At 60.9% G+C, this 15450-nt stretch carries 16 protein-coding genes; 9 read left to right on the top strand and 7 right to left on the bottom strand.

The genetic code is table 11. The features are described 5' to 3' along the window. The first annotated feature begins 50 nt into the window (after positions 1-50). On the top strand, positions 51-974 hold the full coding sequence (locus EAY64_RS12285; RefSeq protein ID WP_103525046.1) for a LysR family transcriptional regulator: 924 nt from the start codon (positions 51-53) through the stop codon (positions 972-974). A gap of 57 nt (positions 975-1031) precedes the next feature. Here the strand turns inward: EAY64_RS12285 and yiaY are convergent, their stop codons facing one another. Beyond that, positions 1032-2162: an L-threonine dehydrogenase gene (yiaY, locus tag EAY64_RS12280; protein ID WP_103525045.1), complete on the bottom strand. Its 1131-nt coding sequence runs from the start codon at positions 2160-2162 to the stop codon at positions 1032-1034. Positions 2163-2370: 208 nt separating this feature from the next. Here yiaY and EAY64_RS12275 point away from each other — a divergent pair, with 208 nt between their 5' ends. The 3 genes from EAY64_RS12275 to EAY64_RS20400 are packed head-to-tail and all read left to right on the top strand — an operon-like array spanning position 2371 to position 3718. Beyond that, complete coding sequence (locus EAY64_RS12275) at positions 2371-2961, top strand: HutD/Ves family protein (protein WP_158604687.1); 591 nt, start codon at positions 2371-2373, stop codon at positions 2959-2961. Continuing rightward, entirely contained in the window at positions 2958-3557 is a 600-nt protein-coding gene (locus EAY64_RS12270; protein WP_103525044.1) for an acyl carrier protein phosphodiesterase, read from the top strand. Before EAY64_RS12275 ends, EAY64_RS12270 begins: the two co-directional genes overlap by 4 nt. Then, positions 3554-3718, top strand: coding sequence for a hypothetical protein (locus tag EAY64_RS20400; RefSeq protein ID WP_158604685.1), 165 nt, complete (start codon positions 3554-3556; stop codon positions 3716-3718). Before EAY64_RS12270 ends, EAY64_RS20400 begins: the two co-directional genes overlap by 4 nt. 106 nt (positions 3719-3824) lie before the next feature. Here EAY64_RS20400 and EAY64_RS12265 read toward each other — a convergent pair whose 3' ends face one another. Continuing rightward, positions 3825-4520: a MarC family protein gene (locus EAY64_RS12265; protein WP_226034160.1), complete on the bottom strand. Its 696-nt coding sequence runs from the start codon at positions 4518-4520 to the stop codon at positions 3825-3827. 195 nt (positions 4521-4715) lie between these two features. Beyond that, on the bottom strand, positions 4716-6239 hold the full coding sequence (locus EAY64_RS12260) for an amino acid permease (protein WP_103525042.1): 1524 nt from the start codon (positions 6237-6239) through the stop codon (positions 4716-4718). Between the two features lie 697 nt (positions 6240-6936). On the opposite strand from EAY64_RS12260, the gene infA reads away from it, so the two are divergent. Further along, complete coding sequence (gene infA, locus EAY64_RS12255; protein WP_059286936.1) at positions 6937-7200, top strand: translation initiation factor IF-1; 264 nt, start codon at positions 6937-6939, stop codon at positions 7198-7200. A gap of 371 nt (positions 7201-7571) precedes the next feature. Further along, positions 7572-8771 carry an EAL domain-containing response regulator gene (locus EAY64_RS12250; protein WP_103525041.1) on the top strand — a complete coding sequence of 400 codons (1200 nt, stop codon included), beginning with the start codon at positions 7572-7574 and terminating at the stop codon, positions 8769-8771. A gap of 19 nt (positions 8772-8790) precedes the next feature. Here the strand turns inward: EAY64_RS12250 and arfB are convergent, their stop codons facing one another. The 4 genes from arfB to EAY64_RS12230 form a co-directional block, all read right to left on the bottom strand. Further along, a complete protein-coding gene (gene arfB, locus EAY64_RS12245; RefSeq protein WP_103525040.1) occupies positions 8791-9198 on the bottom strand; it encodes an alternative ribosome rescue aminoacyl-tRNA hydrolase ArfB in 408 nt (135 codons plus the stop codon). A gap of 4 nt (positions 9199-9202) precedes the next feature. After that, positions 9203-9778, bottom strand: a complete 576-nt coding sequence (locus EAY64_RS12240) for a hydrolase (protein WP_103525039.1) — start codon at positions 9776-9778, stop codon at positions 9203-9205. 137 nt (positions 9779-9915) lie between these two features. Beyond that, a complete protein-coding gene (locus EAY64_RS12235; RefSeq protein ID WP_103525038.1) occupies positions 9916-11160 on the bottom strand; it encodes a nitronate monooxygenase in 1245 nt (414 codons plus the stop codon). 165 nt (positions 11161-11325) lie between these two features. Continuing rightward, positions 11326-11796 carry an Lrp/AsnC family transcriptional regulator gene (locus EAY64_RS12230; protein WP_059287363.1) on the bottom strand — a complete coding sequence of 157 codons (471 nt, stop codon included), beginning with the start codon at positions 11794-11796 and terminating at the stop codon, positions 11326-11328. Positions 11797-11928: 132 nt separating this feature from the next. Here EAY64_RS12230 and kynB point away from each other — a divergent pair, with 132 nt between their 5' ends. From kynB to EAY64_RS12215, 3 genes are all read left to right on the top strand, one after another. Next, complete coding sequence (kynB, locus tag EAY64_RS12225) at positions 11929-12597, top strand: arylformamidase (RefSeq protein ID WP_103525037.1); 669 nt, start codon at positions 11929-11931, stop codon at positions 12595-12597. Then, a complete protein-coding gene (kynU, locus tag EAY64_RS12220; protein WP_103525036.1) occupies positions 12597-13847 on the top strand; it encodes a kynureninase in 1251 nt (416 codons plus the stop codon). The genes kynB and kynU overlap by 1 nt, the downstream gene beginning before the upstream one ends. A 130-nt stretch (positions 13848-13977) precedes the next feature. Then, complete coding sequence (locus tag EAY64_RS12215) at positions 13978-15354, top strand: amino acid permease (protein ID WP_059287532.1); 1377 nt, start codon at positions 13978-13980, stop codon at positions 15352-15354. Positions 15355-15450 lie beyond the last annotated feature (96 nt).

Here is a 15450-nt window from a genome sequence, read left to right as displayed (position 1 = left end):
CTGCATGCTTGCAATACCGTATTGCAATTCCTGCAATTAAGGCCAAATCAATGAAGCTGTTATGGGAGCTGCAGGTATTCTGCGCCGTGGTGGAACGCAAGAGCTTCGTCTCGGCGGCGCGTCAGCTGGGCACCTCACCCAGCACCGCCACCCGCGCCGTCCAGGCGCTGGAGGAAAGCCTGGGCAGCAGTCTGCTGGCCCGCTCGCAAAAACAGGTCAGCCTGACCATGGCCGGCGAAACCTATTACGATACCGCACGCCAGATGCTGCAATTACAGGAAGAAGTGGAAGACGACCTGGCGGCGCTGGGCAGCACGCCACGTGGTTGGCTGCGCTTTTCTGCACCAGAGGTGATGGCCAGCCATTTCCTGCCGACCATCCTGCAGCAGCTGGCAGAACACAATCCGCAGCTGCGTTTTGACATCCTGTACAGCGACACCATTCTGGAGCCTATCCGCGAAAAGCTGGACTTCAGCATTCGTGGTGCCTACCCCACCTCCAGCGAGCTGATCGGCTTTCCGCTATGGCCTTATCAACGCCGGCTATATGCCAGCCCGGCCTATGTTGCCAGTCGCGGCCTGCCGCTACAGCCTGAAGAGCTGACCGAACACGCCATCCTGATTCATGCTGCGCCGCGCATCCTGAAAGCCTGGAATTTTGTCTCGGACACGCATCAGCTCAGCCTCAACCTGAATGCCAGCCATCGGGTGAGTTCCGGCAATGCCGTGCTGCAGGCGGCCCTGGCCGGCTGGGGCGTGGCACGCATGGGCGACTGGCTGGCCGAACCACTGGTGGCCAGAGGCCAGTTGCTGCGGCTGTGCCCGGACTATCGCATCGTGTCCAGCCGCGGCGAAGATGCGCAGATGCATGCGGTATTTGCCAGCCGGCGCATACCGCGCAAGGCCAGGCTGGTGCTGGACGCCATCCGCAGCGCGGCCCAGGCGGCCGGTTTTGGCCATCATCCAGCGCCATGATGCATGCAAAAGGGCCGGCAAAGCCGGCCCTGTTCACTACAGCAGACTAACCCCTGCTTACATGGCTGCGCGGTAGATGGCGCAGATCTCTTCGTGACTGGCCTGCAGCGGATTGGTAAAGCCGCAAGCATCCTTCAGGGCATTGGTGGCCAGTACCGGGATATCTTGCTCTTTCACGCCCAGCTGGGTCAGGCCGGCCGGAATGCCCACCTTGGCCGCCAGGGTGCGGATCGCCTGAATCGCCTCTTCTGCACTGGCTTTCACCCCCAATGCCACTCCGACATCAGCCAGCCGCGCTGCGGCCACCTTGCTGTTGAACACTTGCACGTGCGGCAGCAGCACCGCATTGCACACGCCGTGCGGCAGGTCGTAGAAGCCACCCAGCTGGTGCGCCATCGCATGCACATAGCCCAGCGAGGCATTGTTGAAAGCCATGCCGGCCAGGAACTGGGCATAGGCCATCTGTTCACGCGCTTCCATGTCCTGGCCGTTTTCCACGGCACGCGGCAGGAAGGCCACGATCAGGCTGATGGCCTTGAGCGCGCAGGCATCGGTAATCGGCGTGGCAATGGTCGACACATAAGCCTCGACGGCATGGGTGAGCGCATCCATGCCGGTGGCAGCGGTCAGCGAAGGCGGCATGCCGGCCATGGTTTCCGGGTCGTTTACCGACAGGATAGGCGTGGTGTGCTTGTCGACAATGGCCATCTTGATGTGGCGCGATTCGTCGGTGATGATGCAGAAGCGGGTCATTTCACTGGCGGTACCGGCCGTGGTATTGATGGCCACCAGCGGCAGCTGCGGCTTGGCCGACTTGTCCACGCCCTCGTAGTCCTGGATCTTGCCGCCATTGACGGCCACCAGGGCAATGCCCTTGGCGCAGTCGTGCGGCGAACCGCCACCCAGCGAAATCACCACATCACACTGTTTTTCCTTGAGCAAAGCCAGGCCGGCATTGACATTGGCGCAGGTCGGATTGGGATGCACGCCGTCAAATACCACGGACTGGATATCCGCCGCAGCCAGCAGCGTGCTGACTTTCGCCGCCAGACCGGTCTTGACCAGACCGGCATCGGTCACGATCAGCGCGCGTTTGAAGCCCTGCGCCTGCATGCTGTCGACTGCCTGTTGCAGACAGCCAGCTCCCATCAGATTGACGGAAGGAATGAAGAATGCACTGATGGCCATGATGATCTCCTCGTGGTGGGTTCAAGCTTTGACTTCATCTTGGCACGACAGTGGAATGGCATATTGCGGCAGATCAAGCACGCCGATTTGTAGTGCCGGCACTACAAATCTTCATCATAACAAGGGCTTGCCCGCCTTGGCTCAAAGCGAAGATGCACACAGCCGGCCATCGGTGGATAATCGTTTTTTTACCTTGCCAGAGCTTGCCATGCAGATCCTGCACGCCCGCCACTACCCTGCCACGCCCTGGAAAAACGGTGGAGGCATTACCCGCCAGGTATTGATTGCGCCGCCGGATGCCACGCTGGACAACTTCGACTACCGCATCAGCATCGCCAGCGTGGCCAGTGATGGCGATTTCTCCCGCTTCCCCGGCATCGACCGCCAGCTTTTGTTATTGCAGGGCGCGGCCTTGCTATTGCAACGCGAAGACGGTAGCGAAGTACGGCTGGATGCCTTCAGCCTGCCGCTGGCCTTTGCCGGCGAAGAAAGCATCAGCAGCCAGCTGACCGAAGGCCCGGTCACCGATTTCAATGTCATGACCCGGCGTGGCCGCTATCTGCAGCAAGTGGAAGACTTCACCCTGAACGGCGAGCGCCAGCTGCAAAGCGATGATGAAGTATTGCTGGTATTGCTGGCTGCCGGCGCCGAGCTGGAAATCAGCCGCGAAGATGGCCGCAGCTGCCGCCTGCAGCCACAGGATGCGCTGCTGCAACAACTGGCCATCGGCCTGACCTTGCGCAGCAGTGCGGCGGTGCGGGTGATTGTAGTGAGGCTGAACCGACTGTCAGCGGCATGAATTACCTGGCCCACCTGCACCTGGCCCCGGACGATGCCAGTGCCCGCGTCGGCAATCTGCTGGGTGATTTCATCAAGCCAGCCCATGCCAGCCACCTGCCGCCGGCTCTGCAACAAGGCATGGCCCTGCACCGGCAGATCGACAGCTATACCGACAGTCATCCGCTGGTATTGCAGAGCAAGACGCGCATTGCCCCGGAACGGCGGCGCTATGCCGGCATCCTGGTGGATATTTTTTACGATCATTTTCTGGCGCGGCACTGGGGCGCATTTGCCAGCATGCCACTGGCCGCTTTTACCCGCCGCAGCTACGCCGAACTGCAACATCACCGCCAGTGGTTGCCACCACGCCTGCTGGACATGCTACCGCGCATGCAGGCTGAAGACTGGCTGCTGTCCTATGCCGACACCGCAGGTATTGCCAGCGTGCTGCGCGGCTTTGCCCGCCATCGCATCCAGCGGGACAATCCGGTTGCCGCCGGCATTGATGATCTGTTGCAACAATATGTCGCGCTGGAAGCAGACTTTCTGGCGTTTTACCCCCACTTACAGCGGCAGACCGCCCTGTTCATTACGCAAGCGGAGAAACTGACATGAGCAAAGACATCAAGCCAGTCAACCCGATCCGGCCCATTGCCGCAGTCGGCGCCGTGGGGCTGCGCCGCAGTCCCTCTTTTGCTCAACTACGGCAGTGGCTGAACTATTCCAGTCGCCTGGCCAAGCAACGGCGCAGCAAGAATGGGCAGGAGCAGGACTAGCACCGCACAGGCTTAAGCCCGCCCCGGCCTGCCCCCGCCGCCCTTCCCTTGCGCTCAGCCGCAGCGCGGCTTGAGCAGCAAGGGCAGCAGGGGTTGGCGGCCACTGTTAATGGCGGAGCAGATCGGCATTATTCTGGATCAGCTCGACAAACAGCTGCTCCACCCCTTCCCACATGATCTGCACCCCCAGACACATCAGGATGAAGGCCGACAGCCGCAGGAACACCACCGAGCCGGTCTGGCCCAGATAACCCAGCAGCTTGTCGGCATGGCGGTAGCACATATACACCAGCACCGACAGCGACAGCACGGCCGCCAGGCTGGCCATGGGCACCAGCATGTACTTGATCATCGGCTTGCCGGTTACTGTCAGCGATGCACCCACGGTGATCGATACCGAAATCGACCCCGGCCCCACGGTCAAGGGAAAGGTCAGCGGGTAAAAAGCCCGCTGCTTGAGCTCGTCACGGTTTTCCTGCCGTACCGGTTCGCTGGAAGGCTGGGTACTCTCGGCCGGGTTGTCATTCAGCATGCGCCAGGCTGCCAGCGAAATCAGCAGGCCGCCGGACAACTGCACCACCGGCAGCGACACTCCGAAAAACTCCAGCACGAAACTACCCACATACATGCTGCCCAGCAGCAACAGGAAGCAGTACATGGCAATACGCCGCGCCAGGAAGGCCCGCTGCTGCTTGCTATTGCGCGCCGTCATCGAAATGAAGATGGGCACCAGTCCGGGCGGATTGATGATGGGCAGCAAGGCTGCCAGCACAAACAGATACTTGCTGAAAAAAAGTGACATCAAGGCCATATTATTGTTCTCCGGGTATGCACCCTCAATGCGGTGATGGGGTCTGCCAGTGGCGGCGCAGTGCGGCGATTGTAGCCTGCCTGCGCCGCAGACACAGCACTGCCTGAGCGCCCGTGGCGGTGCAGCGCGCACACGTGACAACGGCCCGGTCAGGCCGGGCCGTTGCAGGGCAGGCAAGACCAGCGATCAACCGGTGGTTTGCTGCGCCAGCCGGCCATCAGCCAGCTCGTCGCGCTTGAGCTGGGCGTGCGCCTCGGCCAGCGCAATCTTGTCCAGCGGAATCAGCTGGCTGCCGTGCTTCCATTTGTAGCCCAGCCACAGCAGCAGGAACAGCGGAATGCCGATATACGTGGCGACAATACCGTTCCAGTCCACCTTGGCACTGGTGAAGGCGGCATAGTTCTGCCCCAGCATGATCAGCATGCACAAGGCAAAGGCAAACAGCGGCCCCAGCGGGAACCAGCGCGCCTTGTAGGGCAGATCGGCCAGATCATAGCCTTGTTTTACATAGGCACGGCGGAAGCGGTAATGGCAGATGGCAATGCCCAGCCAGGCGATGAAACCGGTCATGCCGGAAGAATTCAGCAGCCACAGATAGACAGCATTGCTCTCGAACAGCGAAGTCAGGAAGCACAGACCGGCAATCACCGTGGTGGCATACAGGGCATTGCGCGGTACGCCACTGCTCGACAGCTGGCCGAACCAGGCCGGCGCCATCTTGTTCTTGGCCATCACATACAGCATGCGGGTAGAGGCATACATGCCGGAATTACCGGCCGACAGGATGGCCGACAGGATGACCGCGTTCATCAGGCTGGCCGACAAAGCCAGACCGGCACGGCTGAACACCAGGGTGAAGGGGCTGGCCCCCACGTCCTGCACATCGTTCTTCAGCAGCATCGGGTCGTTATACGGCAGGATGAAGCCGATGATCAGGATGGACAGCATGTAGAACATCAGGATGCGCCAGAAAATCTGCTTCACCGCGCGCGGAATGGTCTGGGCCGGGTGGCTGGACTCCCCTGCCGCCACGCCGATCAGCTCGGTGCCCTGGAAAGAGAAACCGACAATCATCGACACGCTGACAAAAGCGGCCATGCCGCCGACAAAGGGGCCGTCGCCATGCATGAACACATTCAGCCCCGGCGCATAACGGCTGTTATCCGGGTGGAACATGATGCCCCAGATCATCATGAAACCGATGATGATGAAGGCGATGATGGTGATCACCTTGAGCATGGAACACCAGAACTCCGCCTCGCCAAAGCCCTTCACCGAGAAGTAGTTGAGGGCAAAGATGATGGCCAGGAACAGCGCACTCCACACCACACCGGGCACGTGCGGAAACCAGTAATGCATCACGATGGATGCGGCGGCTAGCTCCACGGCAATGGTTACCGCCCAGTTATACCAATAGTTCCAGCCCTGGGCGAAACCAAAGGAATGGTCAACGAAACGTGAGCCATATACCTGAAAAGAACCGGACACCGGCATGAAAGCGGCCATCTCGCCCAGGCTGGTCATCAGGAAATAGACCATCAGCCCGATCAGGGCATATGACAGCAAGGCACCGCCCGGGCCGGAAGTGGCTACCGTGGCCCCCGAGGCCAGAAACAGCCCGGTGCCGATGGAGCCGCCAATGGCGATCATGGACAGGTGACGCGCCTGCAGGCTGCGTCGGAGTCCTTCGCCCTCTCGATTATTTTCCATAGTCTGTCCTACTGCAGAGTTTCCAACTTGTGCTCCCCATGCCTGAAACAAAATATCAGCAAAGGGTAATGATCGAAACCGTACAGGATGTCAGCATAGAACAGAATAATCCAGCCTATTTTTGTATTGAATTGTAAGAATATGAATAGTGAATTTTCTTTTAATGACAAAAGTCAAACAATCACCATTTGCCGCCCTGCCGCCCCGGTACTGATCAAGACGCGTGAGCGGCCCAACATGCATGCCGCTGCCAGTGGCCGCCATCCCCTGCCCCCGGCATCACGCGCCATCCCCGGACGGAGCCCGCCCCCAGCCCTGCGCCGTGGCCAATTCAGCGCCAAGGGCATGCCGGACTGCGCGTCTTGCAACAGGGGGCAGCAGCGCTAAGCTGCGGATGCATAAGTGTTTTTAGTCATTGCCATCGCGCAACAAGGGGGCAAGGCAATTCCGCCTACATTTCTACTGACAAATCAGCCATTTAGCCGTATAATGCGCCCTGCCTCCTTCCGGACCGTTCCCCAGCACGGGGTTCAATCCGTCTGCCTTGCCTTGGTAACGGCACATTTTTACTGTGTGCTACCTGTCTTACCTGCTTGGTTATCGATAGAAGCAATCTGTTATCACAGATCGTGCGGCGCTCCGTGAGGGACTGCCGCATGGGCTATTGGCCCACCCGTTACACTGAAAGGAATCGTTAATGTCCAAAGAAGACATGATCGAGCTGCAAGGCGTTGTCATTGAAATGCTGCCGGAATCGCGCTTCCGCGTGCGTCTGGACAACAACGTGGAAATCCTGGCCTATGGCTCGGGCAAGATGAAGATGCACCGTATTCGCGTACTGGTTGGCGACCGCGTGACCGTGGAAATGTCTCCCTACGACCTGACCAAGGGTCGCATCAACTTCCGTCATCCGACCGCTCCGGTTGGCGGCGGCGCACCGCACCACTTCAAGCGTCGTTGATAAGCTGAGTCGCCTCGCGGCCACTCAGCCCCACCTGTGGGTCGCGTAGTCAGTTCCTGCCTTGCCCGCCGGCCATTCGGCCCGGCATCATATCGCAGCACACTGCCCCGGAAGTGATGACCGCCCGGTCCATCGCTTTGCGGCAGGTGACCGCTTGACGGCTGCCCGGCCGCCGGACCCTTGTCCCGGCCTTCAGCCGCTTGCTCCTGCCCTTTGTGCACTGCACCAGCCAATCGCAATTCATTCAAAGTAAAATCTGGTTAAATTCATAATAAGAATTTACAAATACACGATTTATCGATTTTTCCACTGGCAAGAATGCATGACACCTGCTTAGATTGAGACATACCCTTCTGAACAGTGCGTCAGCCATGACCATCCAGATTCCAAGACAAATCCTGCTCGCTGAAGACAGCAGCAGTCAGCGCAGCCTGCTCAAGGCGCTCTGCCTGCAAATACCCAATACCGTGGTACACGAGGCTGCCGACGGCAGCTGGGCTTTTCAGCTCAGTCGCAAGATTCCCAAACTGGACCTGGTCATCACCGATCTGAACATGCCAGGCATGGATGGCATCGAACTGGTGGAGCAACTGTCGCGCCAACCGCACATTCCATCATTGCTGCTAATCAGCGGCCACTCGCCAGAACTACTGTCCAACAGCGTGCGCGCCGCCCAGGAGCTGGGTTTCACCGGCATCGGCCACCTGGCCAAGCCCATTGATGATGATTTGTTCCTGACCGAAATCACCCGCCTGCTCGATGTGCAGCAGGACATCGGCGACAGCAAGAGCAGCCTGCCGCTGATCGACATCATCACCGGGCTGGCCCACAACCAGTTTTGCGCCTTTTACCAGCCGATTTACGATCTGCGTCAGGGTCGTGCGGTGCAGATCGAGGCGCTGGCGCGCTGGCGTCACCCGCAGCAAGGCATACTGGGGCCCAATCAGTTCATCGGCATGCTGGAACACGAAGGCTTTATTTCGCTGCTGACCAACCGCATCGTGCAAACCAGCCTGGACATGCTGATCCGCGAGCCCAACATGCAGCAGCTGCGGCTGTCGATCAATCTGTCACGGCGCTTGCTGGATGACCGCGAGTTTCTCGACTGGCTGGTCGAGCAGGTGACATCGCGTGGGCTGGCGTTTGACCGCATCGTGCTGGAAATCACCGAGACCATGGCCTTCACCAATTTCGGCCACACCCTGGCCACCCTGCTGCGGCTGCGCATGCGTGGTTTCGAATTGTCGCTGGATGATTTTGGCACCGGCCATACCACGCTGGAACACATCAAGAACCTGCCGCTGACCGAGCTGAAGTTCGACCGCATCCTGATCAAGGACATCCACCGCGACGCGCGCAGCCAGAGCATCATTTCCGGCATGGCCAATATTGCCCGCGAACTGGGCCTGCGCATGGTGGCAGAGGGCATCGACAATACCGAGGACCTGGACTATCTGTGCGCACAGCACCCGGACATCGAGCTGCAAGGCTTTCTGCTGTGCCGGCCGGTACCGGCGGATGAACTGGGCAAGCACATCATTCCCAGCTGCCAGCATAGCCGGCGCGCCTGAGACCCACTGCCCCGCCGTATCAATCCGCGATCTTGCCGCGCAAGGCCTTGATGCCGCTGCGCCGCGACTTGCCCTCCAGCCTGCGCTGTTTCGAGCCATAAGTAGGCCGGGTGGCATGCCTGGCCTTGGGCACATGCGCGGCCGCATCCACCATGGCCTGCAGCCGCGCCAGCGCATCGGCACGGTTCAGCTCCTGTGTGCGGTGCTGCTGCGCCTTGATGATGATGACGCCCTCCTTGCTCAGGCGGGCATCGCCCAGCGCCAACAGCCGCAGCTTGACGCGCTCGGGCAGGCTGGAAGCCATGACATCGAAACGCAAGTGAATGGCCGACGACACCTTGTTGACGTTCTGACCACCCGCACCCTGGGCACGGATGGCCGTCAGCTCGACCTGCTGCGGGTCGATGCGGCAATCTTCACGCCCCATGCAGCTAGACGACCAGCGCCTGCAGCACCTCGGCCGTGCTGCGTACCCGACCCAGCCGCGGAAAGATATGCTGCACGGAAAACTGGTGACACTCCAGCAACGGGCAGCTCATGGCATCCTCCGCCAGCACCACGGCATAGCCACGCTCCCAGGCGGCCCGAGCCGTCGAGTCCACCCCGATATGGGTGGAGATACCGGCCAGCACCACGGTGCGCACGCCACGGCGACGCAGCTGCAAATCCAGCTCCGTGCCATAAAAGGCATTCCACTGCCGTTTGATGATCTGGATGTCACTGGCCGCCACCTCCAGCTCGGCCGGCTGCTGCAGCCAGTTGTCCGGCACTGGCGTGGCTGGCGGTTGCAGATCGGTCGGCAGCTTCAGTGCATCCGCACCGTCGGCCGACCAGCCCACCCGCACCAGCACCACCGGCGCCGCAGCGGCACGAAATGCCCGCGCAAGGGCCGCCGAGCGCTCCAGCACCTGCTCGGTGTCATAGGGTTGTTTGGCAAAACCGAGAATGCCCTGCTGCAGGTCGATCAGGATCAGGGCGGTGGTGGCGGGATCAAAACGGTCCGGCATGGCAGTCCTCAAACAGTGACAAGACAGGCTCCGACAATACTACTGCCAGCGCCGCTTCAACAAGAAAAATGGCGAAGCGCCGTAGCGTTTCGCCATGTTCCACTACCGGTCCAGCCAGACCGGGTCGGTGTGCGACATCAATCCGGCAGGGCGACCTTGCCATCCTTGCTGAACTGGTAATCCTTGAACACGTGCTCGGCGCTGAGGATCTGGTAGCTGCCATCCTCCTTGCGACGGGTAGTGTCTTTCAGGCGATAGGTGTACTGACCGCAGGTCCAGCAATCGAAATTGCGCATGTGGGTGCACAGACAGGTCTTGTCCATCACCTTGATGCGGCGCTCGCCCGGATGGGCCGCCACTTCGCGGTTATAGGCCTGGATGTAGGCACAGCTGCCATTGGCATCCAGCAGATAGCCGTAAGCCTCGCAATTGGGACGGATGCCGTCGCCAATGGCCGGGCAGGACTTGATCATGCGCATCGGGTAGCCGGTGGGCGACAGCTGGTTGACTTCGATATCGTCTTCCGTTGCCTTGAAATATTCCTGCTGCACTTTTTCCGGCAGACCGCATTCGCTGGTGACGGTAAAGCGGGTGGCCACCTGCACGGCACTGGCACCGTTTTCCAGGAAACCCACGGCATCGCTGCCGGTGAAGATGCCGCCAGCCGGAATCAGCGGGATATCCAGCTGTTCGGCCTGCATCCAGGCGTGGATATCGGCGACGATGGTGGCCAGATCATACTGCGCCCAGTCCATGCCGAAACCCAGGTGGCCGCCAGCCAGCGGGCCTTCCACCACCACGTAGTCCGGCAGGCGGCCGGTACGGGCGGACTTTTTCAGGAACAGCTGCAAAGCGCGCAGCGACGAAACAATGATGCCCAGCTTTACATCACGAAAACGCGGGTGGTCCTCGATCAGCGCAAACGAACCCAGATGCAGGCCGGCGGCCAGGGTGATGCCGTCGATGCCGGCATCCATGGCGGTTTGCATGCGTACGCGCAAGGTTTCCTTGGGCGCATTCATGGTGAGCTTTTCCATGCAGTTGATGAAAATCAGCCCATCGCCCTTTTTGGCTTCCATGGCGGAGCCAACGTGCATTTTGGTGGCTTCAGCCAGGATGTCCAGGTCAAACTTCACCACGGACTTGTCGGCATTTTCCACATTGAATTTGTACTGCTTGAGCTTGTCCTTGACGAACTTGGTATTGAAGCGGCGGTCAGTGACCGTCGGCACCATGGCATCGGAAATATGACCGATGCCGCCCAGACGGGCCGCTTCCAGCGACAGGGCCACGGTGGAGATATCCACACCCATGCCGCCGACCATGATGGGAACCAGCTCTTGCTTGCCCAGACGCAGGCGGAAATCGTCAACACACTTCATTTTGATGAACCTCAGTTTGGCTGGGCGGCATTATCCCCCATCCCTTTGCACAAAATCCATTTTTTTAGAGTTTTTGCTCGCAGCCAAGGTAAGTCGGGCGGACCAGCGGGCCGTAGCGGCCTCCACTCAAGCATACAAGGCTTTTGTTACCGTGACGCTCCCGCCTCAGCCCCCGGCCAGCGGCAGCCGGTCACGGGTGTCCTTCACGGTTTTCAGCACGATGAAGGAACAGATATCGCGCATGCCGGGCACCTTGTTCAGCTTGTCGACGATGAAATCGGAAAACGCCGGCAGGCTGCGACAGCGCACATGCAGGATGTAATTGCAGGGCCCGGCCACCACATGGGCGGCGGTCACCTCCTCGAAGGCCTGCATCTGCAGCAAGAACTCGCCATGCCAGTCATCGCGGCTGCGATCCAGCGACACCTGCACGATGGCCTCCAGCTCGAAGCCCAGCGCCACCGCATCCAGTTCGGCGTGGTAGCCGCGAATCAGCCCGCCCTCCTCCAGCGTGCGTACCCGGCGCAGACAAGCCGAGGGTGACAGCGCCACCTGGTCGGCCAGGTCCTGATTGCTGAGCCGGCCGTTGTGCTGCAGCGCGGAAAGAATCCGCATATCAATGGCATCCAGCTGCATTTGCAACTTCCTTTCTTACTCAATCATTCCTGTCGAATATTCTGCGAAATATCACCAATTCACAAGTTGAACTTGCAATTTTTCAAAACAATCACGGTGCTAACATGAATTGCCCAATCCATGGAGAGCAGCATGCTGTATGACATCAGCCCGCCATTGCATGCCGGTATGCCGGTGTGGCCGGGAGATACCGCGTTACAGGAAAGCCCGGCCTGGCAGCTGGATGCACACTGCCCGGTCAATGTGGCTCGGCTGACCCTGTCCCCCCACAGCGGCGCCCATGCCGATGCCCCGCTGCATTATCAGGCGGACGGCCTAGCCATCGGCCTGGTCGGGCTGGATGCCTATCTTGGCCCCTGCCGCGTGGTGCACTGCCTGGATGCAGCGCCACTACTGAGCCTGGCCAGACTGCAGCAGGCGCTGGCAGACCAGCCGGCCCCGCTGCCACCACGGCTGCTGATCCGCAGTTACCGGCAGTTTCCCCAACAATGGGACCCGGCATTCTGCGCCATGGACCCGGCATTGATTGACTGGCTGGGCCAGCAGGGTGTGCGGCTGATCGGCGTGGACAGCGCCTCGCTGGATGCGGCAGACAGCAAGACGCTGGCCGCCCATCACGCAGTCGCCCGCCACGGCATGGCCATTCTGGAAAACCTCTACCTGGACGAGATCGCAGCAGGCGACTACGAGCTGATTGCCCTGCCACTGAAACTGATCAATCTGGATGCCAGCCCGGTACGCGCCGTGCTGCGCACCATCCCGTCCCCGACAACCAGCACCACCACCGCAAGGAGAGACTGATGCTCACCCGTGAAGACTGCCTGGCCGCCGACCGCCAGGATCAACTGGCCGCCCTGCGCCAGCAATTTGCCCTGCCGGAAAACGTGATCTATCTGGATGGCAATTCACTGGGCGTACTGCCCACCAGCGCCGAGGCGCGCAGCCTGCAGGTATTGCGCCAGGAATGGGGCGAGGGCCTGATCCGCAGCTGGAACACTGCCGGCTGGTTCGAGCTGCCGCGCCGGCTGGGCAACAAGCTGGCCGGATTGATCGGAGCCGGCAGCGACGAAGTGGTGATCACCGATACCACTTCACTGAACATTTTCAAGGCGCTGGCGGCCGCCATCCGCATCCAGCAAGCCAGTGCACCGCAGCGCAAGGTGATTGTCTCGGAGCGCGACAACTTCCCCACCGACCTGTACATGATCCAGGGCATGATGGACCTGCTGCAGCAGGGCTATGAAATGCGGCTGATCGACGACACGCTGTCGCTGCAACAGGCACTGGGTGACGATGTGGCGGTGCTGCTGCTGTCGCACGTCAATTACCGCACCGGTGCCATGCATGACATGGCCGCCGTCACTGCCCTGGCGCATCAGCATGGCGCACTCACCATCTGGGACCTGGCCCACGCCGCCGGTGCCGTGCCAGTGGACCTGAATGGCAGTGCCGCCGACTTTGCCGTGGGTTGCACCTACAAATACCTCAATGGCGGCCCCGGCTCACCGGCCTTCATCTGGGTGGCCCCGCGCCATCAGGATGCCTTCTGGCAGCCCCTGTCCGGCTGGTGGGGCCACTCGCGCCCGTTTGACATGGCGGTGGATTACCAGCCGGCCCAGGGCATCCGCCGCTTTCTGTGCGGCACCCAGCCCATCCTGTCGATGTCGCTGGTGGAGTGCGGACTGGACGCCACCCTGCAAACCAGCATGGCGGCACTGCGGCAAAAGTCGCTGGCGCTGACCGACCTGTTCATCCAGCTGGTGGAACAGCGCTGCAGCCAGCATCCGCTGACGCTGATCACCCCGCGCGCGCATGCACAGCGCGGCAGTCATGTCAGCTACCGCCACCCCGAGGGCTATGCGGTGATGCAGGCGCTGATCGACCGCGGCGTGATCGGTGACTACCGCGAGCCAGAGGTGCTGCGCTTTGGCATCACCCCGCTCTATCTGAGCCATGCCGATATCTGGGATGCCGTGGACATCCTGCGCGACATCCTGGACAGCGCCAGCTGGGACCAGCCGCGCTTCAAGCAGCGTCACGCGGTGACCTGAGCCCATTCCCGCCCGCCGCCCGGTGGGCGGCCTTCACCCAGCCGCACACCATCACGGGAGCCGAGCGCATCCAGGACGCCCCACGTCCAAGAGAAATGCGCCGTCCCACCAAGGAAGATAAGGAGAAGACATGAGCTTCAAACAGATCCAGCAACGCGAAAGCGGCCTGCAACGCCGGCTGAGTGGCCGGCAAATGAGCATGATCGCCATCGGCGGTGCCATTGGCACCGGCCTGTTCCTCGGCAGCAAGTTTGCCATCGGCTTTGCCGGCCCCAGTGTCTTGCTCAGCTACGCCATCGGCGGGCTGATCACCCTGCTGCTGATGGGCTGCCTGGCAGAGATGACCATCGCCCATGCCACATCCGGCTCGTTTGGCGCTTTTGCCGAACATTACATCAGCCCGCTGGCCGGCTTTCTGGTGCGTTACAGCTACTGGACCTGCATCGTCATGGCGGTGGGCACCGAAGTCACGGCAGTGGCCGAATACATGCAGTACTGGTTCCCCGACACGCCGTCGTGGATCTGGATCCTGCTGTTTTCCGGCGTGCTGATCGGCGTCAATGCCATGAGCGTCAAAGCCTTTGGCACCGTGGAATACTGGTTTTCCGCCATCAAGATCTTTGCCATCGTCGGCTTCATCCTGCTGGGGAGTTATATGGTGTGGGGCAGCGGCAATCCGGCTTATGGCACCCGGCACTTCACCGGCCATGGCGGGTTTTTCCCGCACGGCTGGTGGGGCATGTGGGTGGCGGTGGTGATTTCCATCTTCAGCTATCTGAGCGTGGAAATGATTGCCGTGGCCGCCGGTGAGGCGGAACACCCGGAGCAGGCGGTGCGCCACGCCTTTCGCGCCACCATTGTGCGCCTGCTGGTGTTTTATCTCTTGTCGCTGACCCTGATCCTGACCATCGTCCCCTGGGACGGACTGGACAAGGGCAGCAGCCCCTTTGTCACCGTGATGCAGGTGCTGGGCATTCCCTACGCCGCGGGCATTCTCAACTTTGTCGTCATCATCGCCGCGCTGTCCGCCATGAACAGCCAGCTCTACATCACCACCCGCATGATGTTCAGCCTGTCGCGCGCCGGTGATGCCCCGGCCAGCCTGGGCAAGCTGAACCCCCACGGCATTCCGCTCAACGCGCTGCTGCTGTCCACCAGCGGTATTGCGCTGGCCACCCTGCTGTTTGTGCTGTTTCCCGAGCAGGCCTTCACGCTGATGATGTCGCTGTCGATGTTTGGCGCGCTGTTTACCTGGATGATGATCTTCCTCACCCACTGGCATTTCCGCCGCCATCACCAGCGCCATGGCAGCCAGCCGCTGGCTTTCCGCCTGCCCGGCTTTCCGGTTTCCACCCTGATGGGACTGGGGCTGATGCTGGCCATCCTGCTCACCACCGCCTTCACCGATGTCTTCCGCCTGACGCTGGCCTTCGGCCTGCCCTTCCTGTTGCTGCTGGTGCTGCTATACCGCTTTGTGCGCCAGCCACGCCTGGTCAGCCAGAACTAGGCCGACGCCAGCATGCAAAAAGCCACCCCGCAGGGTGGCTTTTTGACTTGCACAGCCGAAAACCGCTCAGGCGCGCAGGCGGCGCAGCACTTCTTC

Origin of the sequence: Aquitalea palustris, from assembly GCF_003693445.1 — a bacterium.
Lineage (GTDB): Bacteria > Pseudomonadota > Gammaproteobacteria > Burkholderiales > Chromobacteriaceae > Aquitalea > Aquitalea palustris.
This window is presented reverse-complemented; position numbering and strand designations above follow the sequence as displayed.